Raw genomic sequence first — 26,661 nt, forward strand, 5'->3', positions numbered from 1 at the left:
GCAACGCCTCAACCCAGCGGTGGAATATATGCACACTGAACCACATCAGGCCCTCAACCAGCCGGACCTCTATCAGCCCGCTTCCAATGTGCTGGAGCTGCGCACCGTCGCCTGCGCCTATGAAACCGGACGGCCGGCCATTCGCAATATCTCCTTTGCTGCGCGCGAGGGAGAAATTCTCTGTCTGCTGGGTCCCTCCGGTTGTGGAAAGACCACGATCCTCCGGGCGATTGCCGGCTTCGAACCGGTCCGATCCGGCGAACTGTTTCTCTCCGGCCGCCTGGTGTCGAATGCGAATCTCACCGTCCCGACCGAAGAGCGGCGCGTCGGCATGGTCTTCCAGGAATATGCGCTGTTTCCTCATCTGCGCGTGGCGGACAACATCGCCTTCGGCCTCCAACACCTCTCGCGAGGCGACCGGAAGTGCCAGATTCAAGAAATGCTCACGCTCACCGGTCTTGAAGGGTTTGATCGCCGCTATCCGCATGAGCTCTCCGGCGGACAACAGCAGCGCGTCGCGCTCGCCCGCGCACTCGTGCAAAATCCCGTCGTCCTCTTACTGGATGAACCCTTCAGCAATCTGGATCCGGACATGGCCGGACGAATGCGCCAGGACCTCCATGCGCTGTTGCGGCGTACCAAAACGACGACCATCCTCGTGACGCACGATCACGAAGAGGCCTTTGCCATGGCCGACCGGATTGCCGTCTTGAACCAGGGCGTGCTGGAACAGATGGATACGCCGGAATTGATCTACCACATGCCGGCCAGTCCCTTCGTCGCGGATTTTGTGGGACAAGCCGACTTCATTCAGGGCGACATCCGTGACGGAATGATTCATACCGAGTTGGGCGAATTTCCCAACACACTCCCCGTCGTGGACGGCGCGGCCGTGACCGTGATGATCCGGCCCGACGATATCCACCTGCTGCCGGCCAAGGGCGCGAGCGCTCGAATCATCGGTCGTCAGTTCCGGGGATCTGAAAATCTCTATACGGTCCGCCTTCCCTCCGGGCAGATCGTCCACAGCAGTGAGGGCTCGACGAGCGTGTATCAGGAAGGGACCGCCGTTGAACTCCAAGTCTTGGCTACCCACACGGTGGTATTCCCCGCCCCCTTTCCGGCAGCCTAAACGCGTGCCGCCGTCCAGTTGACAGGCCTTTTCCCCATCTGGCATTGATGGTAGGCACACAAGCCGATTCCGCGCCGCCGGTGCTGATTGAGAACCGGCGCTATCGAAGGAGCACAGGTAATGGATTCACTGAAACACGTCGTGGACTATGGCATCATCGGATTGTTGCTCGGCCTGAGCCTGTGGTCGGTCGCCGTCGCCGTTGAACGCTGGCTCTTCTACCGTAACATCAACGCCGCTCACTACCCCAACGCCCAGGTATTCGAAATCGCCCTGACGAAGCGATTGGTGATCATCGGCACGGTTGCAGCCAACGCCCCCTACATCGGGCTGTTGGGCACCGTCTTGGGCATCATGCTGACATTCCACACCATGGGCACCTCCGGCACCATGGCGGTCAACACGATCATGATCGGATTGAGCCTCGCCCTGAAAGCCACCGCCGTGGGATTGCTCGTCGCGATTCCCTGTGTGGTCATGAATAACATTCTCCGTCGCCGGGTCGCCGAACTGCTGACCCAGTACAAGGTGGATCATGGATCGTCAGCAAGTTGATCAGATCAATGTCATCCCGCTCGTGGACGTCATGCTCGTGCTGCTGGTCATCGTACTGACGACCGCCACCTTCATCAGCACCGGACAAATCCCCGTCAATCTCGCCAAAGCGAAGTCGGTCAGCGACCGCAAAGACGTGCCCCTCGTCATTACCCTCACATCAGAAGGGCATCTATTCCTGAATGACAAGCCGATACCGGATGACGGCCTGCCCGCTGCGCTCGGGGAAGAATCGCGCGACGCGGCGGTGGTCGTTCGGGCGGATAAAGTGACCGTGCTCGAGCGCTTCGTCGCCCTCGTCGATGAAGTTAGAGGATTGGGGTTTCAACAGGTCAGCCTTGAGGTGATCCGGTTGTGATGTCCGTGCGGAATCAAGATCGACTGCGCGCAGGCGGGGCACATACAGCCGGATGGCTGGTGTCGCTTGGCTTCCATGGCAGCTTGGTGCTCGGAGCGATGGTCTTGCTTCAACAGATGCAACTGACGCAGCTGGAGGAACCATTCGAATGGAATGTCGCCATGGTTCAGCCCGCCGCGACGCCACCCTCACCGGCTGCCGCCAACGAGTCACCGCCGATTCCGCCGACACCATCACAGGCTCTCGCTCCGAGACGCCCGGAACCCACACCAGCTCAGCCCGTGCCGTCTCCCGTTGTTCCCGCCCCAGCACCAGCGATTGACACCCACCTCCCCCCTCCTCGTACTGAGCCGGCCCCTTCTCCCTCGATCCACGCCGCAGCACCCTCAACGCCCGAGCCCATGCCTGAACCAGTTCGCGAGCACCCACGCCCTCAGCTATCCGCCGCCATGAAATCGCCTGAGGCATCACCCCCAACGCCCCCGACCGACCGGCTACCAACCGCGCAGGTACAGGCACCCGCCGAACCACTCGAAACTTCGGCACCTGCCAGTCCAGCAACCAGCCCTCCGGAACCAACAGCTGTCCCGCCCGAGCCTGTTCGCAGACAGGTCGATGTCCCTCAGCAACCACTGCCTGCGCCCAGCAGGACCGCGGAGGCATCCACGGCAACCAATCAGCCCGCAGCGACAGTCGCCACGGAAGTGGCCGCGCTCACTCCGCCGAGTCAGTCCAACACAGCCAAGCCTGATGATGGCTGGCTCTCAACGCTGATGGGGAAATGGATTGCCGATCTGGAAAAACACTATCCCGCAACCCTACGGCTGGAAGGCATACAGGGGAAAGTCGTGCTTGTAGCAATGCTCCATGAGAATGGAACACTGACGGATGTGAGAATCGCAAAAAGCTCAGGAAATACTGTGCTCGATCACGCGGCGATTGCCGATGTGGAGCAAGGCCCACCGATCAAGCTCTCCCGCCCGCTCGGTCGTCCACAACGCCCCATCAAGTTTTCGATCAGTTACGACCTAAAAATTACTCGGTGATGGCCGATCGGCTTGATCGTACAGTCCGACTCTCGTCAGTTCTGCTACTACTCTCCCGCTCAAACTTTCGATCAATTACGATCTGAAAACGGGTCGGTAATTTTCGCCGGCTTCATCGCACAGTCCTGGTCATGCCAGTCGCGCAGCATTCCCTGCTGATCGAATGTGAGCTGATAGGCCCGGCAATATTCCTCTCTGGCATACCCGCTATAGCCGCTGGTCCCGCTGCCTCGCACAAAATATGTCCAGAGGACGCGTCCGTCCGGCTGCGGCTCCTGCTTATGGGGAGCTCCATAGCGCTTGGCCACCTCATCCTGCGTGACCTGATTCACTTTGCTCTGGAAATAGCCCGTTTCAAACTCCCCGCAAGCACCACAGAAAACCAGCCCCAGAACCAGACAACACCGAATCCATCGCATCATCGCATACGCCCGCCTTTGAGCCATCGTACCCCCTTCTCGAAAGAAATCTTCTTATGGATACCGTAGCCGGGATCGCAGTCCTGAGGAGACAGTCATCCTCCCGCGATCATCGATGATGACGGCTTCGACGTCCGGAAGGCGCTCGACCAGCGCCATTCCACGCTCTGGCCCAAGAACAAAAATACCTGTATCAAGCCCATCCGCGACTGTCCCTTCGGTGGCAATCACGGTGACACTCTGACATTTCCTCGCGGGCTCTAGCAATACCGGATCGAGGATATGGTGATACCGTATACCCGCCCGCTCAAAATACCGCTCGTAATCCCCGGCAGTCGAAATGGCTTCGTCCTGCAGATCGATCGTCGCGACCAGTGCACCGTCTTGTCGAGGATGGCGGATACCGACCGAAAATCCTTTCATCCCAGGCAAATTGCCGAACGCCTTAATGTCGCCGGACAACGCAATGACGCCTCCTATCGCGCCGGCCTTCTTCATCGCGTCGGCCGCCCGATCGGCGGCATACCCTTTACCGATCCCGCCAATATCAATTCGCATCCCCCGTACAGGCAGAAAAATAGTATGGGCTGTTCGATCAACTCGGATCGCAGACCAATCGATCAACGGCTTCAGTGACTGCAATTCCGCATGACTGGGAATCCGCTGATCGTCGACTACGCTCCAGGCTTCGACTGCAGGGCCAATTGCAATGTTAAACCCACCTTCGGTTAAACCAGCCATTTCAAGCGAACGCAGAACCACCTCCAAGGTTTCAGGACCAACCGCCACAGGCTCTCGTCCCGCGGCGGCATTCACCTGAGATACGTCACTGGTTTGAATCCACGTACTGAGAAGCTGCTCTAGTCGCTTCACCTCATGAAACCCCGCGTCCATTGAAGCCTGCGCAATGGCCTTAGTCGGAGCGACCGTCGTGATGGAGACCAGCGTCCCCATATGCATCTGGGCTCGTTTCCCCACGACAGGCGGTTCAGTGGAGCGGATCGTCCCACACCCCGCAAGCAGGATAACCATCACCCCCCCGATCACTCCTGAGAACCACGCTCGCATCATAATTTCACCATTTCCAGCGCCAAACCACACAACCACCCAGCCGTACGGCCTCACTATGCGGCACGCGATACCCTCTTGACAATGGAACCTCTAGCGAGATACTAATAATCGTTCTCAATTTCATTTACCAGGATTGCCGACCACTATGATCACTACATCAGCCTCAAATTCTGACACGTGTCATGGCACTGAAACCCGCTGCGAATGCGGGCAACTGATCGCTAAAGTGCGCGGGCAAGGGATCGAACTGAAATGCAAACGCTGCAAACGCATTGTCATCATTCCCTTCTCGTCCATCGAAGGATGGAGCACCGTCGCATCGTGAGTCGATTCACGAAAGGAGGTCTCCACAGAACTACTGCAGCATTCATTCGAGATGCCGTGCTGTGTACATACGCCAGACCAGAGACCGTCGAGTCCCGAGTCAGACCACAACCCAACTCACCGTGGAGGATACCGATGAAGATGCGGTCAATCCTCGGGGCTCTCATCATCGCCAGTTTGTCGGCTGTGCCGGCCTTGGCAGTCGATATGACCCCGGAGGAAATCAAGAAGTTAGTCGATGACGCCGTGAACAAGAAGATGCAGGAGCACGAACGGCGAGAAAGTTCAGCCGAACGAAGCCTGGAGCGGAAGGACGGCCAACCCGGCACAGCGCAATATCCTATGGCCTCCGGCCCTATCACCGACATTCGAGTCGAACGCAAGGGCGAAGAAAAGATTCCCTTGGGATTCGGATCGACCGGATCAGGAAAACTGATCTACGCGAAACCGTTCTTAAGCGCGCCCAAAGCGACGGTCGGCGGATATGTCGATGTGATGTACAACAATCTGTCGCGCCCCAATCTGGACAATCCTAGCCGCAACAGTTTCGGCCAACAACGGCTGGTGCCGTTTATTTACGCCGACATTACAGATCATATTAAGTTTGCGACGGAACTCGAGTTTGAGCGAGGCGGAGCAAATGCCCCTCAGACTGGCGATGGATCTTTTCAGATCGAGTTCGCCCAGCTGGACTATTTGATCCATGAAGCTATTAATCTGCGCGCCGGTATCCTGCTGATGCCGGTCGGCAAGTTCAACTTGCTGCACGATTCGCCGTTGAACGATCTCGTTGATCGTCCGATGGTCTCCCGCATCATTATCCCTAGCACCTGGTTCGAAGCCGGCGCTGGTATCTATGGAACTTTATACCCGACCTCTTTATCGAAGATCGACTACGAACTCTATGCGGTGAACGGCATGAGTTCGACGGCCGGAACCATCAACGATCTTGGAGTGCGCAGTGTGCGCGGCAGCGTCTCGCGAGATCGCGATCAAAGCAAGGCCATCGTCGGCCGGGTCGCCATCAGCCCGATGCTGGGAATCGAAGTGGCCGGGTCCGGGTATCACGGACAACTGAATCCCGGTGGACAGACCAATAACGGGATCACCGGCGTCAGCAACATCACCATTGGAGCCGTAGACTGGACGCTGCAACGAGGTCCTTTCGAGGTCATCGGAGAAGCTGCCTGGACAACCATTACGAATCCAGGGATCGGCCCGGGTAAGATGAGCGGCTACTACGTGCAAGGTAACTACCACTTCATGCCGGAATTCCTGAAGACCTGGGCACCCAGTCACTTCACGGACGCATCGACATTTACCGCCGTCGTCCGGTGGGAACAGGTCGATACCGATGTCGGCGACCGAACCCTGAACAACGCAGGCGGAGGCAACCGGCGGGAACTTAACCGGCTGACCCTGGGCCTCAACTTCAGGCCGATTGAAGACACGGTCATTAAATTTGACTGGCAGCTCAACACTCAGAACAACGCAAGAGGGCTCGTTCCAGCTGGCGACCTGGCAACGAATACCAGTCTCTTAAATGGCAACGGCTTCCTGATTCAAGCCGCCACGTACTTCTAGAAGAACCATGAGGGGCCGCCTCGGAAAGGGGCGGCCTCTCAGCGAACAATAAGGCCGCGTACTATTATGATGATGAAACGACTCGTTCCCCTCCTCCTGATGCCGGTGTTACTCACGGCCTGCGCCTCCATGAGTGGCATGCAGCAGCGGTTTGCGGTGTGCAGCTATGACCACGCCTGGGATGCGGCCCTTGATGCAGTGAAGGATCGCGCGGTCGTGACGAAAGACAAAGAAGACGGAATGATCGTCACCGGCTGGCTCGAAATTCCCATGCCAGGACGGACCTTTGGTGCCCTCCAACGCGATTTGGGGGATAGCAGAGATCGGTCCCGTATCACCCTGGTCGTCAAGCGTCTCAACGATGTCACCAAGATCAGTTTTACCGAAGAGCGGCAGCGCTGGGCGTTCCGCGGCGGCTCACGCCTCTTCGGTTGGGCCTCCACCGATCCCTCGGCGGAAGTCATGGCCGATGTACAAAGCCGTCTGGATACAAAACTAAAGGAGCAAGGATGTTCTCTCAGCTGAGTGCGTTCCGCACCGTTACGACCGTCTTGGTGTTAGTGGTCTCAGCTCTCCCGGCCTTTGCCGGCGAAAAGATCTGGGATAACGAGTTGCACCGATTTCTGAAAGACGACGACTTCAAGTATGAAGAATTTATGACGGAAGAGGAGGCCGTGAAAACCATCCTCCCGAAGTCGCACCGCATACACAAGGAGCTAATCCGCCTGACACCGGACAAGAAAGAGCTCATCGAGCAGCGAATCGGCTGGAAGTTCCCAGAAGAATCCTTTGAGCTATACATCGGAGAGACCGGAGACAAGATCGACGGCTATGCCATGATCCACAACACCATCGGCAAGTACAAACACATGACCTATATGGTCGGCGTCGATTCGAAGGGCGCCTGCACGGACGTGGAGCTGCTGGTCTTTCGCGATGCCAGAGGCAGTGAGGTCGGGAAAAAGCGGTTCAATGCGCAATATGACGGTAGAACGGTATCCGACCCTATCCGGATCAACAAGGACATCATCAATATCAGCGGTGCCACCATGTCCGTCCGATCGATGAGCGCCGGCGTCAAGCGGGTCCTGGTCCTGGTCGACGAGTTTTACCTGAAGCCGGCCGGGCTGGGGAGCGATACCGTCACATCTCGCAAATCTGAGAAGGGCATCTTTACATCCATTTTCGGCGACTAACCGAAGCGGACCGAGCGTCCCCCTATGAAAAATTTTAATCAACGATTCAAACTCCGGGACTCCGACCGGCATATCAGACTGCTGTACACACAGTTCTTGTTCTTGATGCTGATCGGATTTCTGTTTTCGTTCTTTTGGGCTCACAGCATGACCAGCTTGTCGCCACAAGGCATTGCGGAACACTACCGGGGATCGGATGCCACGTTCGGCGAGCCGATGTCATTCAGAGAACTGGCGGAAGTCACGCATTTCCACCTCTTCACCATGCCGGTGGTGTTCATGATTCTGGTCCACGTGTTGTATTTGACGAGCGCCAGCCAGGCCATGAAGGTCTGGATGACGTGGCTCTCTTTTGCCGGTGTCGGGTTGGATTTACTGTCTCCCTGGTTGATCAGCTACGTGTCGCCCGTCTTCGTGCTGACGATGTTGACCGGCGATACGCTGATGATGGTGACATTTTTGATTATGATGTGGATTCCCTTGCGTGAGATGTGGATTCTCAAGCAACCACTGATGGGCGGGAAACGCTCCGAGGAAACCTAGCGACTACCAGCGCGGTCCTGACAATCTACAACGGCCAGAGGTTTTTCACCCAGAGCCCACGTTCACACAAGTGATCTTGGGGTTTGTGTTGTTCGTGTGTGTACTCGTGGGGAAAAGAGCGTCAACAGCAACCACTACCACAGGCCAGAGGCCCCAGCGCCCCGAGTCATACCTTCACCATCAACTGTAGAGGAATATCAGTCATGAAGACGGCATTACGACTCGGCTTACTGATCATCGCATTCTGGCCAGGAGTTCCCGCATTCGCGGAAGACAAGAATCTTGAGGATCGCCTCAAGCAGGTGGAAGAGGAGTTGCGCCAATATCGCGCCGCCGCGAAGCAATCTCAGGATCATGAACGGCGGGACGGGGCTTCAACCGCGTCGAATGAACCGGGGATCGGCTCCCTTCCCGAGGTCGGCAGAGACCTTCGTACCTCGACAGCAGCCCCCTTGTCGTTCGGATCGAGCGGATCAGGCCGCTTGGTCTATGCCAAGCCGTTTGTGGCAGCCCCGAAAGCCATCGTGGGAGGCTACATGGATATTCAGTATCGAAGCCACCGCAAAGGAGTCATGGAGACCGGCGACTATAACGCCATACGAAATAACGAGGGCGTTACAAACGGATTCGACCAACAGCGTTTCGTGCCGTTTATTTATGCGGATATTACCGAGCATCTGAAGTTCGCCTCGGAAATGGAGATTGAACATGGAATTCGAGGGGCCGGAGAAATAGAAATCAGCCTCGAATTTGCGCATTTGGACTACCTCGTCAGCGAGCCGTTCAATATTCGCGCAGGTATTCTCTTGATCCCGATCGGCAAGTTTAACTTGCTCCACGACTCTCCGCTGAACGACCTGACGGATCGTCCGCTGGTCAGTCAGTTCATTATTCCCTCGACCATGTCTGAAACCGGCGCGGGCTTCTACGGCACGTTCTACCCAGGGGCGACCGGCAAACTCGACTACGAACTCTATGTGACGACCGGCCCCTGCGGATACAACCCTACCGGCGAACCGCGCATCAATGAGGAAACCGGCACCAAAAACTCGCGCCAGAGAAAATGCGAAAACACCGCGGACGGACTCGATATCAACAATGGCAAAGCGGTCTCAGGCCGTGTGGCCTTTAGCCCTGTCCTCGGCATCGAAGTCGCCGGATCCGGGTATTTCGGCAACTCCTCCCCGAGCAGCTATAACCCCCTGAGCATTACGGCCATCGACTGGACACTCCAGAAAGGGCCGTTCGAGATCATCGGTGAAGCGGCCTGGGCCTATGCAAGAGGAAATTCACGCGCCATTGCCGGCAACACCTTCAACAGCATTGCGCCAGGCACCATCCTGACGGGAATCAATACGTTCAACCCTCTGGCCGCTCCGCCGCAGCGGATGCAGGGGTTCTACATCCAGGGCAACTATCACTTTATGCCGTCCTTCTTGACGGCGCTGTCACCCAAGCGATTCGGCGAGGGTTCAACCTTCACCGCGGTGATTCGTTATGACCAGGTCAACTTGAATAGAGATAACCGGGGCGAGAACCAAGGCCAGCTGGAACAGATTTCCTTCGGTCTGAACTATCGGCCGGTCGAAGATGCGGTCTTCAAGATCAGCTACCAATATATGCCCAAGGCCTTTAATCCGAACAGCGGGCAACGCATCCACGACAGTGCGCTGGTCGTTTCAGCAGCCACCTATTTCTAATGACGCAGGGCCGGGGGCTCCAACAGAAGTCCCCGGCCCGCTCCGTCTCATGGAGACCCTGCATGACCGTTGAAACGGACACAATCGTCACAACCGTACGATCTCGCATCGTCGCCATGCTGAGTAAGATCGACGGCCTCCGATTGCCTCATCGCTCCCGGCGCGATGTCGAGTCTATTCTCGTTCGCCAGGTGACCAAGGAAATCGACCGTGCATTGCCCTGGCAGGCCGGCCATGCACGCCATACCGCCGATATCGCCCTCATGATCGGCCGCACCGCAGCCCTCGACGCCGAGGCTTTGCACCACCTCAAGCTCGCCGCCTTCCTGCATGACATTGGACTCTTAATGCTCTCGCCGCATCTGACGAACACTCGCACAGCGCTCGAACCGGAGGCCTACGTCGCCGTGCAACAACATGCCCGGCTCGGAGCCACTGTCCTCGAACCCTTTGCCTTCTTGCAGGAGGCATCCGTTCTCATCGCCCATCACCACGAACGCTGGGACGGCTCAGGCTATCCCTATGGAATCCGCGGCGCATACATTCCTCTGGGCGCGAGAATTCTGGCCATCGCCGATGCGTTCGATGCCATCGTCGTCCCTGACGCGCCGGTCCGATCTCTTCGTAACAGCATTGCGATGAACATTCTCCGCGTCGCATCCGGCACTCAATTCGATCCCCAGTTGGTTCAACTCTTGGACGGTTGCCTCAGTGAGGGAGAACATGATCAGAATTCGACGCTGAACTCCCCGCGTCAATTCGTTGCTTCTGATCGCATGAAAGAGGACGCGTCATGACACATCACAGATCCCACACCCGCACTCCCATTTCCGCCCTACTCAGCTTCATGGGACTTATCGGCCTCGTTGCCGGATATGGATGCTCCGGAGGAGACAGCTCTTCCGGGAAAGCCCCGACAACAATCGCCGCCGGCACCGCGGGAGCCGAAGAAGCAGTCGGAGAGCGACTGTTCCTCGAAACCCGCTTTGCGCAGGCGTTCAAAGTATTTATGGACAACGGTGGCGCCGTCAATGATCCGAATGCGGGCGATGCTGTTATGAGTACCGTGGAGACGACCGGCGCGCCGATCACACCCGGCCCATTTGCCGGCAGATCGATGAATTGCCGCGCCTGCCACCTGGTCGATGATGTGCTGACCGCGCCAGGCGGCGGCATGCGCACCTATGCCGACTTTGCCCGCCGCAGTCCAATTCCGGCGAGAGCCGATGGAAAAACTCATGCGCCCCGCAATTCTCCGGCGCTCGTCAACTCGATGCTGGATCGGCCGGATGGCGTCCTCTTCCATTTCGATGCGGAGTTCAATTCGATGGAAGACCTGGTCGCTGCCACCTTCACTGGCCGAAACTTCGGCTGGCTCCCAGGGGAAAAAGCCCAAGCCATCGCGCATCTCGCGCGCGTGGTTCGAGGCGACGACGGCGCAGGAGACCTTGCCCAGCAGTTCGACGGCGTATCCTATGGAACGTTATTTACCGGATCCGCCCCAGCTATTCCAGACGAGTTCCGTCTGCCTCCGCAGTTCCGCGCATTCATCGGATCCAGCACCGACCAGCAAGTCTTCGACGCTGTCGTAAAAGTGGTGTCCGCCTACGTGAACGGACTCCGTTTCTCGCAAGCCGAAGACAGCGGAGCCCTCATTCGCTCCCCCTTCGACGTCTTTCTGGAACGCAATGGCTTGCCGCAGCAACCGGATGCCAACGAAACGCCGATTGACTACAGCCGGCGCTTGCGGACATTGATCACCGCGCCGGGGTTTACCCCGCAATTTGTAGCCGTGAACCCGAATCGGTCAAATGGCCAGTTTCAATTCCACGCGCAGAGCTTTACCTTTGGCGCAACAGAACTCGACGGGCTGAAGATGTTTCTCGCGGAACCGGCGGCCAGTACCGCCTCACCGACAGAACTGACGGCCGGAAGAATCGGCAACTGTCTCGCCTGCCATGCCGCGCCGAACTTTACCGACTTCAAACTGCACAACACCGGCACGACGCAGAAAGAGTACGACGCCATTCACGGCGCCGGCCAATTTGCCAGCCTGTCTATTCCGAACCTGACTACGCGCAACGGGAACTACAATCAGTTTCTTCCAGCTACCGAAACGCACCCGGCCGCGCAGGAACCGTTCAGATCGATCCCGACACTGTCGAATCCGGCGCTGACGGATCTGGGAGTTTGGAATGTCTTTGCCAATCCCGACATTCCAAACCCACAGGCCAAAATTCGCACCCTGCTGTGCGACAACCAAGTGCCCTGTCTTCAATCCGATGCTACCCTGCTGGATCGAGCGATCGCCCGCTTCAAGACGCCGGGGCTCCGCGACCTGAGCCACTCCCCTCCATTCATGCATACCGGACAGTTCGACACACTGACCGATATCATCGTGTTTTATCGAGACGTCTCTACGCAAGCCAGAGCCGCGACCCTGCGCAACGGAGCCTCGCAGCTGCAAGGCATCGCGCTGACGACGGGAGATATCGCACCGCTCGTCGCATTCTTGAAATCACTCGATGAGGACTATCAATAGTCGAACTAGACGGAAACGAACACGACCAGCCGGCGCCCTCCACGCGCCGGCAAGGGAGTGGGAGGCCAACGCCTCCCACTTCACGGACGGGGGCCTTCAGTCCTCCTGAGGCCCCCCGTCCCACCTTCTTGAATACACAGTACGTCCGCTGATCTTCCATTGATCAGTACGGGCAAGGCCAACGGACCCATCGTCCAGAGCCCATGGTCAGACACTGGCCATGGGCTTTTTTTATGGCACCGTTTACGGAGCAGCGGCTCCAGCTTCAAGTCAGGAGCGGACACGCGTGGATGGACAGAGCCGACAACCAGCGCATGACGGCAGCCTGCGCTGCGCCTGCGGACAACTGATTGCCCGCTGGACAAGGGCCGGCGTGGAAATCAAATGCAAACGGTGTCGCCGGCTGGTGTGCGTCCCACTTGAATTGATCCGCGGGACGCCGCCCAGGATGTCCTAGTCACAGTCGTTCAACCACGCCACACACATGCGTGTGGGAAGGCCAGAGGACGTGAGTCCAGAGCCCGATATTGCAACAGGGTCATTGCGTCCGTCTTGCCGGCGCCGCCGCGCTGACAGGACGTATTGGAATGGGATTCGCGCCACACATGACGAAGCCTTCGGAGTCAATCATGCTTACTGGACGTATTCACACCCTCACGGCAGAACTGAGCCGCTATGCCCCGCAATGGGCCGATCGACTCGCCCAGGTGAAATCGGAACGCGAACTGCTGGAAGTGGTCAGCTCCCTGTTCAACCTGGCGCACATCCTCAAGCCGGAAGACGAGGACACGGCGCCCCCGCAGCCATCGCTTCCCACGCGCATTCACAAGTTTATGACCGACAATCTTCACAGGGGCTTGACCCTCAAACTCCTATCGCAGTTTCTCGGATACTCGGAAAAGTACTGCTCGGACCTCTTCCACAGCACGATGGGCGAATCGTTCTCCGCGCATCTGAAGCGTCGCCGTCTTGAAATCGCCAGCCGCTTGCTGGAGACCACGGACAAGGGCGTGGCTGAAATTGCGACGGTTATCGGATTCTGCGATCAGTTTGCGTTCAGCCATTTCTTTAAACGCGCGACCGGCCAATCTCCGATCCAGTTTCGATCAGAACGCAGCCGGCGGCTCTCCAAACCACGCCCAGGCCCGGCAAGGAACCCCTCATGACGTCCCCGCCGATTCGAGATGCGGATGTGTCCGTCCTCACCTTGCCACGGGAAGAATCCCCGCAAGAACCCCGCCCATCAAAGCGCTGGCTCAGATGGGTCGGGGCCGGCATCGCCGGCTGCGGCTTCTTGGCGGGACTCTATTGGATGCTGCCGGAATTTTCCGCCTTGCCGGAAGTTGACACGGCGCCGGTACGGATCGTCGGAGGCGCCATGCCGTCATCAATGTTGAGCGCCAGTGGCTATGTCGTCGCGCAGCGACAAGCCTCTGTCGCGTCCAAAGGCACCGGCCGCCTGGAATATCTCGCCGTCTCCGTCGGCAGTCGCGTCACGACCGGTGACATCATTGCCCGGGTTCAACAGGACGATGTCCAAGCCGTTCAGCGCCAGGTACAGGCGCGCTTGGATGTGGCAAAAGCCGCGTTGACCAACGCCCAAGCCGAACACCGGGATGCCCGGCTCAGCTATGCGCGAGCCCAAGCCTTGCTGCCCAATCAGTTTGTGTCGCAAGCCGAGTTCGACACCACCGCCACGCGCCTCCGGCGCGCGGAAGCGACGGTGCGATCGGCGGCGGCGGCCATTACGGCGGCGGAAGCCGACGTCCAGACAGCCGACGTCATGTTGGAGAACACGCTGATACGCGCGCCGTTCGACGGCACCGTCTTAAAGAAATTTGCCGAGATCGGCGAAGTGGTCGCGCCCATGGCCAGCTCTGCCAGTTCGCGTGGCGCGGTGGTCCTCATCGCGGATATGACCTCGCTCGCGGTAGAGACGGAGATCTCAGAATCGTCGTTCTCACAAATCGCGCAGGGCCAATCAGCCGAGATCACTCTGGACGCCCTCCAGGGCAAGCACTATCCCGCGATGGTCGAACAAATCGTGCCGACAGCCGACCGATCCAAAGGCACGGTGTTGGCGAAAGTTCGCTTCGTCGAGCGTGACGATCGTGTCCTCCCTGAAATGAGCGCCAAGGTCTCCTTCTTACCGGTGGTGCGGACGAACGAGTCGGCTGCACCGCGGCTGTTCGTTCCTTCATCCGCGCTTGTGCAGCACAACGGCCGGCCCATCCTCTATGTGCTCGAAAACGAGACCGTCCGCGAAGTCTCCGTTGAAGAAGTATCCCGGAGCGGCGGAGACAGCGAAGTGCGCGGAACCCTGACCGCGTCGTCACACGTCATCCTTGCGCCGCCGTCATCGCTGCACACGGGCATGAACGTCCGGTCACGAATCCCCCAGCGAGAGGAGCCTCAGCCATGACCGCCTCTGTTGTTGAATTCCAGCACGTCTCCAAATCCTATTTTCGAGGAGAACAAGAAATCCCGGTTCTCAAAGACTTCAGCTTGTCTGTACCCCCCGGACGATTTCTTGCCATCATGGGCCCGTCCGGATCCGGCAAGACGACCATCCTCAATCTGGTCGCCGGACTCGACCGTCCGACCCAGGGAACAATCCGCGCGGCTGGGTTGGCCGTCTCACAGCAAGGGGAGTCCGATCTCGCCCAATGGCGAGCCAGGCACATTGGCTTCATCTTCCAGTTCTACAATCTTATTCCGGTGTTGACCGCATCGGAAAACGTCGAATTGCCGCTGCTGCTGAGTACCCTGACGCGGCACCAACGCGTCAAGCACGTCCAGGCGGCCCTCGGGCTCGTCGGGTTAACGGACCGGATCCATCACTATCCCCGTCAGTTGTCCGGAGGACAGGAGCAACGCGTCGGGATCGCGCGCGCCATTGTCAGCGACCCCACGATCTTACTGGCGGATGAGCCCACCGGGAATCTCGATCGAACCGCGGCCGAATCCGTCATGGCGCTCCTCTCGCGGCTGCATCGGGACCTTAACAAGACCATTCTCATGGTGACCCACGATCCACGGGCCGCCGAATACGCTCAAGAGACTCTCCAGTTCGATAAAGGAACGGTGACGAGCTCATGACGTTCGGGACATTGATCGTTCGTAATCTTCGGCGGCATCCCCTGCGCGTCGTGCTGACTGCGCTCGGCATCGCCACGGTCATCCTCGCCTTCAATCTAATTGTCACGACGGTCCGCGCCTGGTACGCAGGCGTCGAGGCCTCGGTCCCGAACCGACTGATCACTCGCCAGGCCGCCTCGCTGTCCATTCATCTTCCGCTCGCCTATCGAGACCGTATCGCCGCGCTGGATGGAGTGACCGGCGTCAGCTACGCCAACTGGTTCGGCGGCGTCTACCGGGATGCCAAGGGATTCTTCCCGCAGTTCGCCGTTGAGCCGGCGTCGTTTCTGGACCTTCATCCAGAACTGTCTGTACCGGCAGCGGAGCGCCAAGCGTTTCTCACTGATCGAAGGGGATGTCTGATCGGTCGCCGGCTGGCAGCGCTCTACGGATGGAAAGTCGGCGATGTCATCGCGCTCAAAGGGACACTCTATCCCGGAGACTGGGAATTCGTCGTGCGCGGGATCTATCGCGGGGCCGACGCCGCCACGGATGAAACCTGGATGCTCCTGCGCTGGGATTATATGAACGAACGCCGACAGCAATTAGACCCCGATCGAGCCGGCACGGTCGGCTGGTACGTCATTCGCATTGCCGATCCCTCTCTCGCCGGGCGCGTGAGCCGATCGATCGATGCAGAATTTGCCAATTCCACTTCGGAGACCAGGACAGAAACCGAGCAAGCGTTTCAAGCCGGATTCGTCGCCATGTCCGGATCCATCATCAACGCACTGAAGCTGCTGGCGATCGTACTCAACGGCGTTACCTTGCTGGTGCTCGCCAACACCCTCGTGATGGCCGTGCGCGAACGCACGAAGGAGCTGGCCGTCCTGCGGACGCTCGGATTTCAGCCACGGCATCTGGCGGGCTTGGTCACGGGAGAAGCGCTGCTCATTGCGGTCATAGGCTCGGCCCTGGGCATTGCCATCACCATTCCCGCCTCACACCTGTATGGAACCCTCGTGGCCGCTAAACTGGGAAATTTCTTCCAACATTTGACCCTGTACCCGAGCACCTTGTTACTGAGCGCCTTCGTCACACTGGGGATCGCCGTCTGCGCGGCGGCATTTCCTATCGTGGCCCTGTTGCGCGACAAGGTTGCGGAGGACTTGCATAACGCCGGATAGGACCCTGATCCATGACACTTCTCTTGGCCTACAGTCTCCGAAACGTCTGGGTGCGGAGCAGTACGGCAGCGCTGACCATCGCGGGCCTGGCACTGGTCAGCCTGATCCTGCTGGCGGTCCTCATGCTGGGCAATGGATTGAACCGGGCATTGATCGAAAGCGGTTCACCGGACAATGTCCTTCTGCTGCGGAAAGGCGCGACCACGGAGATCGCGAGCGGGATCTACCGCGATCAAGCGCACATCGTGAGCACGCTCGCCGACATCGCGCGCACGCCCGGCGGCGCTCCCCTGGCGATCCCCGAATTGGTCGCCCTGATCAGCCTCGCAAAAAGCGGGACCGACTCCCCTGCCAATGTGGTGGTCCGAGGAACACAGCCGGAAGCCTTCGCGCTGCGTCCGCAGGTTCGGCTGACCCAGGGGCGCGCCTGGCAACCCGGCACGACTGAAATCGTCATCGGCGCTCAAATCGCCGCGCGCTTTCTCCGTGACGGTATCGGCACGCATCTACGTATCGGGAAACGGGACTGGCTCGTCGTCGGTATCGCGGAGGCGCAGGGCACCGCCTTTGAGTCCGAGATTTGGGGCGACGTCGACCAACTCATGTCCGCGTATGGACGGGACTCCTACTCGTCGCTCACCTTACGTCTCTCCAGCCTGTCGGCCTTTCACGCGCTGGATGCCGCCATCGCGGCAGACACCAGACTCCTGCTGCAAGTGAAACGAGAACGCGAGTATTACCTCGAGAAATCGCTGGCGATGGCCACCTTCATTCGCCTCCTGGGCTTCACCTTCACCTTCATCTTTGCCGTGGGCGCGGTCCTGGGAGGCACCATGACCATGTACGGCGCCGTCGCGTCCCGCACAAGGGAGATCGGGATGCTGAGGGCGCTGGGATTCAAGCCGCGCCAAATTCTCTCGGCCTTCTTGTTTGAGTCCCTGCTGCTCGGCGCCTTGGCCGGGCTGTTGGCAATCGGCGGCGGCACGGCCTTGCAGTTTGTCACGCTCTCGACGATGAACTTCAGCACGTTCTCAGAACTCGCCTTTCGCCTAACACTGACTCCCGCCTCCGCTCTGATTACGATGGCGTTTGCGCTGGGCATCAGCATGATCGGCGGAATCCCTCCGGCGGTTCGGGCAGCCCGCTTGTCTGTCGCCGCCGCATTACGCGCCCCCGGCCGATAACCCGTCCCCCTCTCTTCCTCGGCAAACGAATCGGTCTTGGATCGGAGCATGAGGGCAATGAGCATACGATTCCAGCACCTGAACATGGCGTCCGAATCGCAACCGGCGTAGGTAGCTGCATGTGACATATGCGTGTGACTACAGATACCGGTGTTGCGGTGGCATTCCAATTTATTGGAGGAGGGACACATGAAGGGAATAGCACAGACGATGCACCGAACGGTTTGGAGCTTCTTACTGTGCAGCTTGCTCGCACTCAACGCTCAGGCGGCAACAGTGTATGATGAAGCCCTGCGGGGCGACCTCTCCAACGACCACCTACACCCCACTGCTGTAACCCTCGGGGTCGGGCAGAACCTGATCTTGGGTTCTACCGTTCACCAGCCTTCGCTGGATCGAGATTTTTTCACGGTGACCATCGGTGCAGGCCACGCGTTGAATGCTATCGTGTTGTCGAGCTATACGACCACCGACGACCAGTCGTTCTTCGGCCTGGCCCGTGGAAGCGACTTTAAGACGTTAGGGTTCAGTAGCCTCTCAGGGTGGGCCCTGATCGGCACACTGCCCGGACTTTCAGTCGGGGACAATCTGCTCGACTTCGTTGCCGATGGCCCGATTGGGCCAGGAGCCTATAGTTTCTGGCTTCAGGAAACAGAGGGAACGACAACCTACACGCTGGATTACCAAGTCGCTCCCGTTCCAATTCCAGCTGCGCTGCCGCTGTTTTTGTCCGGCCTGTTGGGCATCGGAGCGATGGCTCGCAAGGTGCGATACACAATGCGATGAATGTGACCGCAGTGGTACCTCCACGTGCGGAGTCATCGGCTGAGCTGAAAAGGCGCCAGGTGCGCGGATGGTTCGATCTCACAACAGCGTCAACGTAAATACCCCGAGCCGCTTCACGGGAGCAGCAATGTCTTTTTTCGATCTCGGGCACCATACCTTTTCACAGGTTTACCGACAGCGTGACATCCAAAAAGCGAGACGCGCGGTTGAACGCATCTGCAAGAATGTCCGGCCCGAAGACAATGCGTGGCGCACCCGTATCACCCCTCTTTCAGCTCTACCTGAGCACCGCAACCCTGGGCTCAGGCCCGATTCCCTTTGAGAGATTCCGTTTCTGATTGGGGAACTTCCGACCCTTTCAGAAGCGCTGAAAGAGTTCGTTCTGCATCAGCCGTTATGGGACATTGCAAAAGCGCTACTCGGTTCAAACGATGTCGTCTATCATTTTTCGAATGTCACCAGAAAACCGGCCCGGGTCGGCCCCAATCTCTCCTGGCATCGCGATTACCCAAACCGCTACATCTGCCCGGCCAAGGCGTGCACGTTCCTCCGGGCGTTGATTCCGCTTGAAGGAATGTATGACGCAAACGGTTGCACGGAAGCTCTTCCCCAAAGCCATACCATCACCGATGAGGAAGCGATTCAGGAGGAAAAGAACAAGGCTTTCGATTTGCGCCAAATCGTCTCTCTCAACGCGGAGGCGGGAGACGTGGTGATAATTCACTCAAAGCTGTTGCACGGCGGACGAGAGAACCGATCAACGCGGGAAAGAAATCTGGTGGTGATTCAATTGGGCGTGAACACCGATACGTTTCTGCACTGGAACGCAGAACGCTTTTCAGGTCTTACCAGAGAGGCGATCTTAGAGGAACAATACTCCAATGCATGCCTGTGAATCGCATCGAGATCGTACGGCGGCAACGTATGGCACTCACTTCATGAAGACACGATTGCGCGGGATGAGTCCTGCCGCGATCTACACGCACATCTTTGTCGGGAGTGAAGACCGCTTTGCACCCTATTGCATAACGCCTAAAGCGACGCTCGTTGCCGGTTCTCGTAATTCACCCACACCATAAAACGGCCCTCCCCTCACCGCATACCACCCGTCGACAACTCCAATCTCCGTTACAACTGCCTAGCAGACCCCAAACTCGTAGCGCGTATCTCGATCGAACACAGTTATCTGAAACACACTTCAGCGGGACATCTGGAAAGAGAACATGCGCACCAGGCGGCTAAACATAGCCACAGGACGGCGGAACCCTGTATATGAGTTTGAGAATTGATCTCAATTGTTCAGAAAGTCGTTCCCATGGCACCTCTCGATCATAACCACGCACTGCTCACGGATCTTCAGTCGGCCTTTCTGTCGCAAGACCGGGCATTGTCATGGGCCTGTTCTGTCTGCTTTCACACCATGGCACTGGCGGTGGCTGCGGTCTCTGCGGTCTCACTGAGGGAAGTCCCCCAGGCCCCGACTCTCGTGTCCCACATGGAGTTCCTTCTTACCGATCCGCAAAGCGAAGCGGACCAGACGGCCTCCCCTGATTCGCTCGGTTCAGCCAATCCGGCGGCATCCCAAGAAACGGCCGCCCTTGCTGAAGATTCCTCACCGGTCACGTCCCCCCCGCCTCCTTCAATCCAGGCATCTTCTGCAGAAGTGGTTGAACCACACCCCGTCAACGAACCATCGAAGGTTCAACCAATGGAGCGGCAGGTCACCCCTGCCGCACCGGCACTGCACACGACAGCAAAATCTACCGCCGCGAGTGATCCCGTTCCCATGGACGGTCCGATGCCAATCAAACGGCCGATTGAGCCCATGCCGCCTCTGAATGAATCCCGTCCGCCCACCGACTGGTCTCCCTCCGATGCGAAGACGAGCCCCGTCACGGAGACCGTCGCCACGAATGTCCACGATCACGCGGAGCTGTCGTCGCCTGTTCCACCGGAGCGTGCGCAGCATCCTGTCGAGGCAAGCGCCAGCGTCGCGCCGGCGTCACCGCACAATAAGGAGGCGGCCTCCTTGCCGCAAACAGATCTCGCATCTGCGACCGATTCACAAACCGGTGATTCAGGCTCCTCCGCCACTTCCTCCTCGGACACCGTCGCTCTGAACCATCCAACGATCGCACGGGCGGTTCCGGCGACACAGCACTTGGCATGGCTGACGGAATTGCTGAGACGACAGATCCTGAGCCTCCAAGCCTATCCCCATAGGGCTCGCACACAAGGCTGGGAAGGGATCGTCATTGTCAAAACCACGATCAAGAGCGATGGCACCCTGGTTGAAGCGGTAGTCACGAAAAGTTCGGGGTACGACGCGCTTGACGAGGATGCGCTGCAACTGATGCATCGAGTCTGTCCGATTCATTTGCCGCGAGACCTTGGGCAGTCCCAAATCGCGGTCATGATTCCCATCCGTTACAGACTCGATGAATTCAACTGACTCGACTGGTGCATGAAGGAGGGAACGACATGTTCACATTCAGACAAACGACAGGAAGTCTGGCCATCCTGTTCATCTTCGGCATCGGCTGGATGCCGGCCCATGCCGCACCTGTGCCCAAGGTCGGTTTCCTCGTCGTCGCTCCTGACCGCGGGTTCCTCGGCAATCAGGAAATCCGCTCGCTCGTCGCGGAGTTCAAGAAATCCTACCCCGCCGCGCTCGGGTTGATCGGGAAAGACTACACCGGGGTGCAGGGCGAATATGCCGCATATCTCACCCGTGCAGCCCAGGAGTTGAAACAGAACGGCGTCACGGAGATCGTCGCCATTCCGCTGTTTCTGTCTGACGCCGATCCGCTGCTCACGCGAATCAGACCGCTCATAGCGGCCTATTCTGGGGAGCTACCCGTGCGGTGGGCGCCGGCGATGGCGCACGACTATCTGATCGGGCAAATCGTGCTCGACCGTATCGCTGCGCTCAGCGCGGCCTCTGAATCGGATCGATTGATCCTCGTCGGCGCCGGCGCAACGGACGAGGCCAATGAACACCGGTTGAAAGCCGACCTGGAACATCTCCTGGCCTACGTCGCGCGATACCGATCCTTCCGCGAGACAGACGTCGTCGTGTACTACGAGCGCGACGCGACTAATGCCGAACAGAAAAACAAGGACATCAAAGCCCACCTTTTGTCCCGAATGGCGAAACAAGGCCGGACCCTGTTGGTGCCCGTCTTCATCGGCCCGAAATTCGATTACTCCATGTCGCTGGCAGCCTGGATGGATGCCCAATTCAAGCATACCAATGCGGCCTATAAGCCGGACGAATTGCTGCCTCACCCGAACGCCCTCTTGTGGTTGAAAAAGACGGCCAACCGCGAGACCGCCTTAGCCTCGAACGAGATTGGCGTCGTAATCATGCCTCACGGGTCAACCCAGCCCTGGAACGACGCCGTTGAAACAACCATCACGCCACTCAGGTCCAAGTATCCGATCGAGATGGCCTATGGCATGGGCGATCCGCATATCATTCAGGACGCCGTCTCCCGTCTTGAGCAGCAGGGAATCAGACGGATCGTTTTTGTCCGAATGTATGCCTTGGATCACCATATGAAACCGGTCACGGACTACATTCTCGGCCTGGCCGAGAGTGCCCCTGCAGGCGGACACGATCATGCGTCTGAGGTCCCGCCTCAAGTCAGAACAGCCGCGCTCTTCTCCACCTTCGGAGGCTACGAGCAGAATCCGGAGATCGCCCTCGTTCTGCACAAACGGATCGCCGAGCTGAGCAAAGACCCAGCCAATGAGACCGTGGTGCTGCTGGCGCACGGCGAGGGCACTGACGAGGGGGATGCTCAATGGATTTCCGTCATGAATCAGAACATCGCCCGGCTTCGCCTGGACCCTCACTGCGCCAAACTGAAAGCCATCACGGCGCTGACTGTCAGAGAAGACTGGCCCAAGGAACGGGAGCAGGCGGTTGCTGCCGTCCGCACAATGATCGAAGAAGCGAGCAAACAGGGACGCGTGCTCGTCATCGCCAATCGCCTGTACGGATCGGGGCCTTACAAGACCATGCTCAGCGGGTTGAATTTTGAGTTGAGTGAAAAGGGGTTGGTCGATCCCGTGCTCACGCGATGGCTGGAGGACGGGCTGACGCGCATGACGGCGGAGTTGATCCCGTCAAAAAGCGAACAATCCGCCGCCGCCCATCCCTAGTCGTCTTTGTTCATGTCCATTCGCCGCGCACGCGCCGACAGGACGAGAGACGGGGTTTCGGAACAAGGCCGGGAGCGTTCCGAGCGGAATGAATCAGGAAGACCACGGGTTGAGGATCGCAAACAGGCAGCCACCCTCACGGGCCATCCGGCTGCGCACCGCGGGCGAAGACAAAGGACAAGACCGTATGTCGACACGGGTAGATAACGCCGAAGTTAAGTCGCGGCTCTCCGCGTTGTATGACGAGCTCATTACGCACGACGGGTTCGCGGAGATGTCCGTGGAGATCCGCCTCCTCAAGCGCGGACAGAAAGAAGTGATCCTCCATTGCGGCAGGCAATACCGGTTCGTCATCAACTGCCCTGACGCCCCAGGGCGATAACGAAAGGAGGGCTGAGGGCTTCGGCATGTTTTTGTTACCGACGTTGAGGCAGGCGGTGCGGGGCCGCTGCTTTATTTTGACAGCCGCCGGCCGTATTCCGGCCTCAGCGAGTGAGGCGGTGAAGGCCAATCAGTGAAAGGGATTCTTGCCATGAACAACAGAACGTCACTTTTTACAGGGGGCCTGCTCGGCCTGGGGCTCTTGCTGGCCGCCGGCCAGCCGGCGCATGCCGTGCAGGCCGTTTGGGACGGCGCGTATACGCAGGTGGGGCCGCACTATGCCGAATGGAACGCGTTCAACGACAACATTCCTGGTGGGAATATTCAGGACAACACACCGGATGTCAGCCATATCGGCGGCGGGAACATCTACAGCCCTTCCTCTCCAACAGCGTTTACCCTGACGGCAGGCAATCTGGGCAGCGGAACGTCTAACGTGTTTCTGCGGGTCGCCACCGTGGGCGCGTTCGATACCACGCTCAACCAGAGTCTCACCGGGTTCACGCTGAACGGCGTCTCCGGCGCCTACTCGCAGTTGTTCAACGAAACCATCACCGGCGGATTCGGCGGGAACGAAGTCGAAGGCCTTGTGAGCTGGCTGGGTGTGACGCACACCGGATCGTTGAATATCGCGTTCCACGCCATCGGCAGCAGCGTGAGCCTGGACCAGCTTTCCCTTGATGTGGCCCCGGTGCCATTACCCGCCGCAGTGTACCTGATGGGTTCTGGACTTGCGGGAATCGCGGCCATGGCTCGGCGCAGACAGCGAGCCGTCTAAGGATCCTGGTCTATTCCGCATAGGAGTGGCCGCCTGCCGAAGGGCGGCCATGCGAATGCGTATATGCAGCATGAATTGCGCACACTGGGGAATTGTCATGACGGTCGTGGCACTGCTGCATGCATGGCCTGTTCAGGGGGGGGCGGCGGATATTCGTCCGTTGCCCAACCCGCTGCCCGCAGATCAGGAACGCCGGAGTATCGCCGCGAGCAGCCCAGCGCCAGCGGCGCTGAGCCAAGCCACGACCGCGGAACAGAACCGTGGGGAGAGCCGATCGCACATGACAGAGCGCAATGACACTGCGGCTGCGCGGCCATCGATGGAGACGCCGAGTCTTGAGCAAGGAGACACGCTGATGATCGCGGAAGTGGAAGTGACAGGGAGACGCGAGGCCGTCGAATTCGATCCGACGCGCTCGCGCACGACCCTGACCGCCAAGGAACTAGAACGCCGGCAGTCGGACAATGTCTTCACGGTGCTCCAGGATACCCCCGGCGTCTCGGTCAACGGCGGACCGCTCGCCAGCGGCATGAAATTCAACATTCGCGGTTTCAGTGACTCAGAAGACGTGCTGATCAAGCTCGACGGCGCCATGCGCAATTTCGAGAAGTACCGCTTCGGCAGCGGCGTCTTCATCGAGCCTGAATTATTGAAAGCCATCGAGGTGACACGCGGGCCGGCGGGCGCGCTGCAAGGCTCCGGCGCGATCGGCGGAGTGGTGGAGATGCGGACCAAGGACGCCGCCGACCTCCTGGCGCCCGGGGATCGCGCAGGCGCGCGCATCAAGAGCGGGTGGTCCAGCAACAATGACGAAAAGCTTGGATCGGCGAGTGTCTATGGCGTCGTGCTCGATTCGATCGATCTCCTCGCCAATTTCACCCGGCGCTGGTCTGGCGACATCACCACGGCGAGCGGCGACCCATTAAAAAACACGAAGTCGAACCGCTTGAGCGGATTGGCAAAGGCGACGTACCGCCCGCGGCCCGGCGCATCGATCACCTTCGCAGAGACGTACTCCCAGGAAAGCACCTTGCAGCCCTTTGACGCCACGATCGGTATTCCCGGGGTGTTTGGATTTGTGCGGCGAGCCGTGACCGACAGCACTCCCACCGCCAATTTCGAATACACGCCGGCCTCGCACACGCTTGCGCCCTGGATCAATCTCAGAGGCACGCTCGGTCATACGAGCACCAGCGTCACCGATTCCGATAGACAAAATGCCAAAGGCGTGTTGATCCCGAACTCGCCTACAAATTTCTTCGACTACCGGATTCTGACGCTCGATCTGAGAAACACCTCTATGCTGCGCATCAACCCCGTGCGCAATGCGCTCACCTACGGCATCCAATACAACCACAACAGCCGCACGACCAAGACCGAGCAGGTCAGCCCCGTCGGACGACAGACCGTGGACAACCTGAGTCAGCCGTCAGGTCTCAAGTCCAATCTGGCCTTCATGGTGGAGGATCGACTGGAGATCGGCGACATGACTTTCACCGCCGGCCTCCGCCACGACCAGTATGCCGTCGAGGTCAACGCACAAGAGACTCGCACTCTGTTGCAAACCGAAGGCCGCAGCCCGCGCATTGAATTCGCGAAGACCGTGCCCAGCGCCGGCATTGCATGGAACATGCTGGGCGGCCCCCTGACCATTTTCTACAATTATGCGGAAGCGTTCCGGCCGCCGCTTGTCGACGAATTGTTCACGCAAGGCGGATTCAGCCGTTGTCAGCCTTTATATTTCGGTGCGCTCGCGCCGGATTCCAGAGTCTGCGGCGATCGCTACAGGCCCGAGACATCGCGGAACCATGAAGTCGGCCTGTCGCTCAACTATCCCCGCCTATTCGCCGGCGTCGATGCGCTCACGGCGAAAGTGGTGGTGTACCGCAACCGCGTTCAACACATCCTCGAATCGCTCGCGGCGCGGACGTCGAGCGGAGTGCTCTGCGATCCGTTCAATAGTTTGGGACAGGGCAATACCGTCTGCACGCACCTCACGCAAGACGGGCAAGAGCATCGGGAAGGGATTGAGTTCGAGCTTGGGTTTCGGACGGAACACTGGTTCAGCAACCTGAACCTCGCCGCCGTACGCGGCAAGCAAGTCTGCGAGGGCGAACGCGCGATGTACGACATCCCCGGCAATACCTTGGTGTTCACCCTCGGGCGCAGCGATTTGGGAAACCGGCTCGAATACGGGTATCGCATCCGCGCCGTCGGTCCCCGCCGAGTGATCACCGGCTCCAGCGCCCAAATCGCCTCCCCCTGCAACACCGGCCTCACGATCGGGGACCAGGCCGGGTATCTCCTGCACAATCTGTTTGCGGCATACCGGCCCCATCAGATGCTCAGCCTGAACCTGACTCTCGATAATTTCACCAACACTCGGTACTTCCTCAACGATGGCTTTGGTGGAGGAATCGGCCAGGAGGCACCGGGCTACAACCTGCGCGTCTTCGCGTCACTGTCGTTCTGATGATCTATGGCAACAGACACCACTATGCGTTCACACAAACCGCCGCGAAGCCAGGCCAGAAGCAAGGTCATGGACGGCGCACTCGCCCCCATGGACCCGGCCATACGTCCGACAACTGTCACCCTCCCATCGGTGACGAAATGCACACCATGCAAAC

26 protein-coding genes are annotated in these 26,661 nt (G+C 58.9%); 24 read left to right on the plus strand and 2 right to left on the minus strand.

Translation table 11 applies throughout. The features are described 5' to 3' along the window. Nucleotides 1-28: 28 nt before the first annotated feature. The 4 genes from NITLEN_RS01975 to NITLEN_RS17985 all read left to right on the plus strand — a co-directional run bounded on the left by NITLEN_RS01975 (nt 29) and on the right by NITLEN_RS17985 (nt 3,091). Entirely contained in the window at nt 29-1,132 is a 1,104-nt protein-coding gene (locus tag NITLEN_RS01975) for an ABC transporter ATP-binding protein (protein ID WP_121988536.1), read from the plus strand. 120 nt (nt 1,133-1,252) lie between these two features. Continuing rightward, nucleotides 1,253-1,687, plus strand: a complete 435-nt coding sequence (exbB, locus tag NITLEN_RS01980; protein ID WP_121987901.1) for a TonB-system energizer ExbB — start codon at nt 1,253-1,255, stop codon at nt 1,685-1,687. Then, a complete protein-coding gene (locus tag NITLEN_RS01985; RefSeq protein WP_121987902.1) occupies nt 1,668-2,045 on the plus strand; it encodes a biopolymer transporter ExbD in 378 nt (125 codons plus the stop codon). Before exbB ends, NITLEN_RS01985 begins: the two co-directional genes overlap by 20 nt. Nucleotides 2,046-2,749: 704 nt before the next feature. Further along, nucleotides 2,750-3,091, plus strand: coding sequence for an energy transducer TonB (locus tag NITLEN_RS17985; RefSeq protein ID WP_181416580.1), 342 nt, complete (start codon nt 2,750-2,752; stop codon nt 3,089-3,091). A 71-nt stretch (nt 3,092-3,162) separates the two neighbouring features. On the opposite strand, the gene NITLEN_RS01995 is transcribed toward NITLEN_RS17985, so the two are convergent. After that, nucleotides 3,163-3,513, minus strand: a complete 351-nt coding sequence (locus NITLEN_RS01995; protein WP_121987904.1) for a hypothetical protein — start codon at nt 3,511-3,513, stop codon at nt 3,163-3,165. Nucleotides 3,514-3,564: 51 nt separating this feature from the next. Then, on the minus strand, nt 3,565-4,581 hold the full coding sequence (locus NITLEN_RS02000) for an FAD:protein FMN transferase (protein WP_121987905.1): 1,017 nt from the start codon (nt 4,579-4,581) through the stop codon (nt 3,565-3,567). Nucleotides 4,582-4,726: 145 nt separating this feature from the next. On the opposite strand from NITLEN_RS02000, the gene NITLEN_RS02005 reads away from it, so the two are divergent. From NITLEN_RS02005 to NITLEN_RS02100, 20 genes are all read left to right on the plus strand, one after another. After that, nucleotides 4,727-4,906, plus strand: coding sequence for a hypothetical protein (locus NITLEN_RS02005; RefSeq protein WP_121987906.1), 180 nt, complete (start codon nt 4,727-4,729; stop codon nt 4,904-4,906). Between the two features lie 134 nt (nt 4,907-5,040). Then, nucleotides 5,041-6,489: a porin gene (locus NITLEN_RS02010; RefSeq protein WP_181416581.1), complete on the plus strand. Its 1,449-nt coding sequence runs from the start codon at nt 5,041-5,043 to the stop codon at nt 6,487-6,489. A gap of 66 nt (nt 6,490-6,555) precedes the next feature. Beyond that, nucleotides 6,556-7,014 carry a hypothetical protein gene (locus NITLEN_RS02015; protein ID WP_121987908.1) on the plus strand — a complete coding sequence of 153 codons (459 nt, stop codon included), beginning with the start codon at nt 6,556-6,558 and terminating at the stop codon, nt 7,012-7,014. After that, nucleotides 6,999-7,685: an FMN-binding protein gene (locus NITLEN_RS02020; RefSeq protein WP_121987909.1), complete on the plus strand. Its 687-nt coding sequence runs from the start codon at nt 6,999-7,001 to the stop codon at nt 7,683-7,685. The genes NITLEN_RS02015 and NITLEN_RS02020 overlap by 16 nt, the downstream gene beginning before the upstream one ends. Before the next feature lie 24 nt (nt 7,686-7,709). Then, on the plus strand, nt 7,710-8,228 hold the full coding sequence (locus NITLEN_RS02025; protein ID WP_121987910.1) for a hypothetical protein: 519 nt from the start codon (nt 7,710-7,712) through the stop codon (nt 8,226-8,228). 203 nt (nt 8,229-8,431) lie between these two features. Beyond that, a complete protein-coding gene (locus NITLEN_RS02030; protein WP_121987911.1) occupies nt 8,432-9,928 on the plus strand; it encodes a hypothetical protein in 1,497 nt (498 codons plus the stop codon). Between the two features lie 62 nt (nt 9,929-9,990). Beyond that, on the plus strand, nt 9,991-10,725 hold the full coding sequence (locus NITLEN_RS02035; protein ID WP_181416582.1) for an HD-GYP domain-containing protein: 735 nt from the start codon (nt 9,991-9,993) through the stop codon (nt 10,723-10,725). After that, nucleotides 10,722-12,470 carry a hypothetical protein gene (locus NITLEN_RS02040; RefSeq protein ID WP_121987913.1) on the plus strand — a complete coding sequence of 583 codons (1,749 nt, stop codon included), beginning with the start codon at nt 10,722-10,724 and terminating at the stop codon, nt 12,468-12,470. Before NITLEN_RS02035 ends, NITLEN_RS02040 begins: the two co-directional genes overlap by 4 nt. A gap of 629 nt (nt 12,471-13,099) precedes the next feature. Further along, complete coding sequence (locus NITLEN_RS02045) at nt 13,100-13,636, plus strand: helix-turn-helix transcriptional regulator (RefSeq protein WP_181416583.1); 537 nt, start codon at nt 13,100-13,102, stop codon at nt 13,634-13,636. Next, nucleotides 13,633-14,892 (plus strand): efflux RND transporter periplasmic adaptor subunit, encoded by a 1,260-nt coding sequence (locus NITLEN_RS02050; RefSeq protein WP_121987915.1) that lies wholly within the window; start codon nt 13,633-13,635, stop codon nt 14,890-14,892. Before NITLEN_RS02045 ends, NITLEN_RS02050 begins: the two co-directional genes overlap by 4 nt. After that, a complete protein-coding gene (locus tag NITLEN_RS02055; RefSeq protein WP_121987916.1) occupies nt 14,889-15,569 on the plus strand; it encodes an ABC transporter ATP-binding protein in 681 nt (226 codons plus the stop codon). Before NITLEN_RS02050 ends, NITLEN_RS02055 begins: the two co-directional genes overlap by 4 nt. After that, nucleotides 15,566-16,735 (plus strand): ABC transporter permease, encoded by a 1,170-nt coding sequence (locus tag NITLEN_RS02060; RefSeq protein WP_121987917.1) that lies wholly within the window; start codon nt 15,566-15,568, stop codon nt 16,733-16,735. Before NITLEN_RS02055 ends, NITLEN_RS02060 begins: the two co-directional genes overlap by 4 nt. Nucleotides 16,736-16,746: 11 nt before the next feature. Beyond that, nucleotides 16,747-17,919, plus strand: a complete 1,173-nt coding sequence (locus NITLEN_RS02065; protein WP_121987918.1) for an ABC transporter permease — start codon at nt 16,747-16,749, stop codon at nt 17,917-17,919. A 189-nt stretch (nt 17,920-18,108) separates the two neighbouring features. Further along, nucleotides 18,109-18,705, plus strand: coding sequence for a VPLPA-CTERM sorting domain-containing protein (locus NITLEN_RS02070; RefSeq protein WP_121987919.1), 597 nt, complete (start codon nt 18,109-18,111; stop codon nt 18,703-18,705). 367 nt (nt 18,706-19,072) lie between these two features. Further along, entirely contained in the window at nt 19,073-19,600 is a 528-nt protein-coding gene (locus NITLEN_RS02075) for a phytanoyl-CoA dioxygenase family protein (protein WP_281267747.1), read from the plus strand. Nucleotides 19,601-20,020: 420 nt separating this feature from the next. After that, nucleotides 20,021-21,157, plus strand: coding sequence for an energy transducer TonB (locus tag NITLEN_RS02080; RefSeq protein WP_146216067.1), 1,137 nt, complete (start codon nt 20,021-20,023; stop codon nt 21,155-21,157). A gap of 29 nt (nt 21,158-21,186) precedes the next feature. Beyond that, the gene (locus tag NITLEN_RS02085; RefSeq protein ID WP_121987922.1) at nt 21,187-22,872 is read left to right on the plus strand and encodes a sirohydrochlorin chelatase family protein; all 1,686 of its coding nucleotides are present in this window, start codon (nt 21,187-21,189) and stop codon (nt 22,870-22,872) included. A gap of 187 nt (nt 22,873-23,059) precedes the next feature. Next, nucleotides 23,060-23,254 (plus strand): hypothetical protein, encoded by a 195-nt coding sequence (locus NITLEN_RS02090; protein ID WP_121988537.1) that lies wholly within the window; start codon nt 23,060-23,062, stop codon nt 23,252-23,254. Between the two features lie 150 nt (nt 23,255-23,404). Continuing rightward, the gene (locus NITLEN_RS02095; RefSeq protein WP_121987923.1) at nt 23,405-24,031 is read left to right on the plus strand and encodes a VPLPA-CTERM sorting domain-containing protein; all 627 of its coding nucleotides are present in this window, start codon (nt 23,405-23,407) and stop codon (nt 24,029-24,031) included. A gap of 97 nt (nt 24,032-24,128) precedes the next feature. Further along, nucleotides 24,129-26,504 (plus strand): TonB-dependent receptor domain-containing protein, encoded by a 2,376-nt coding sequence (locus NITLEN_RS02100; RefSeq protein WP_181416584.1) that lies wholly within the window; start codon nt 24,129-24,131, stop codon nt 26,502-26,504. Nucleotides 26,505-26,661 lie beyond the last annotated feature (157 nt).

Origin of the sequence: Nitrospira lenta (assembly GCF_900403705.1) — a bacterium.
In the GTDB taxonomy this organism is placed as follows: domain Bacteria; phylum Nitrospirota; class Nitrospiria; order Nitrospirales; family Nitrospiraceae; genus Nitrospira_D; species Nitrospira_D lenta.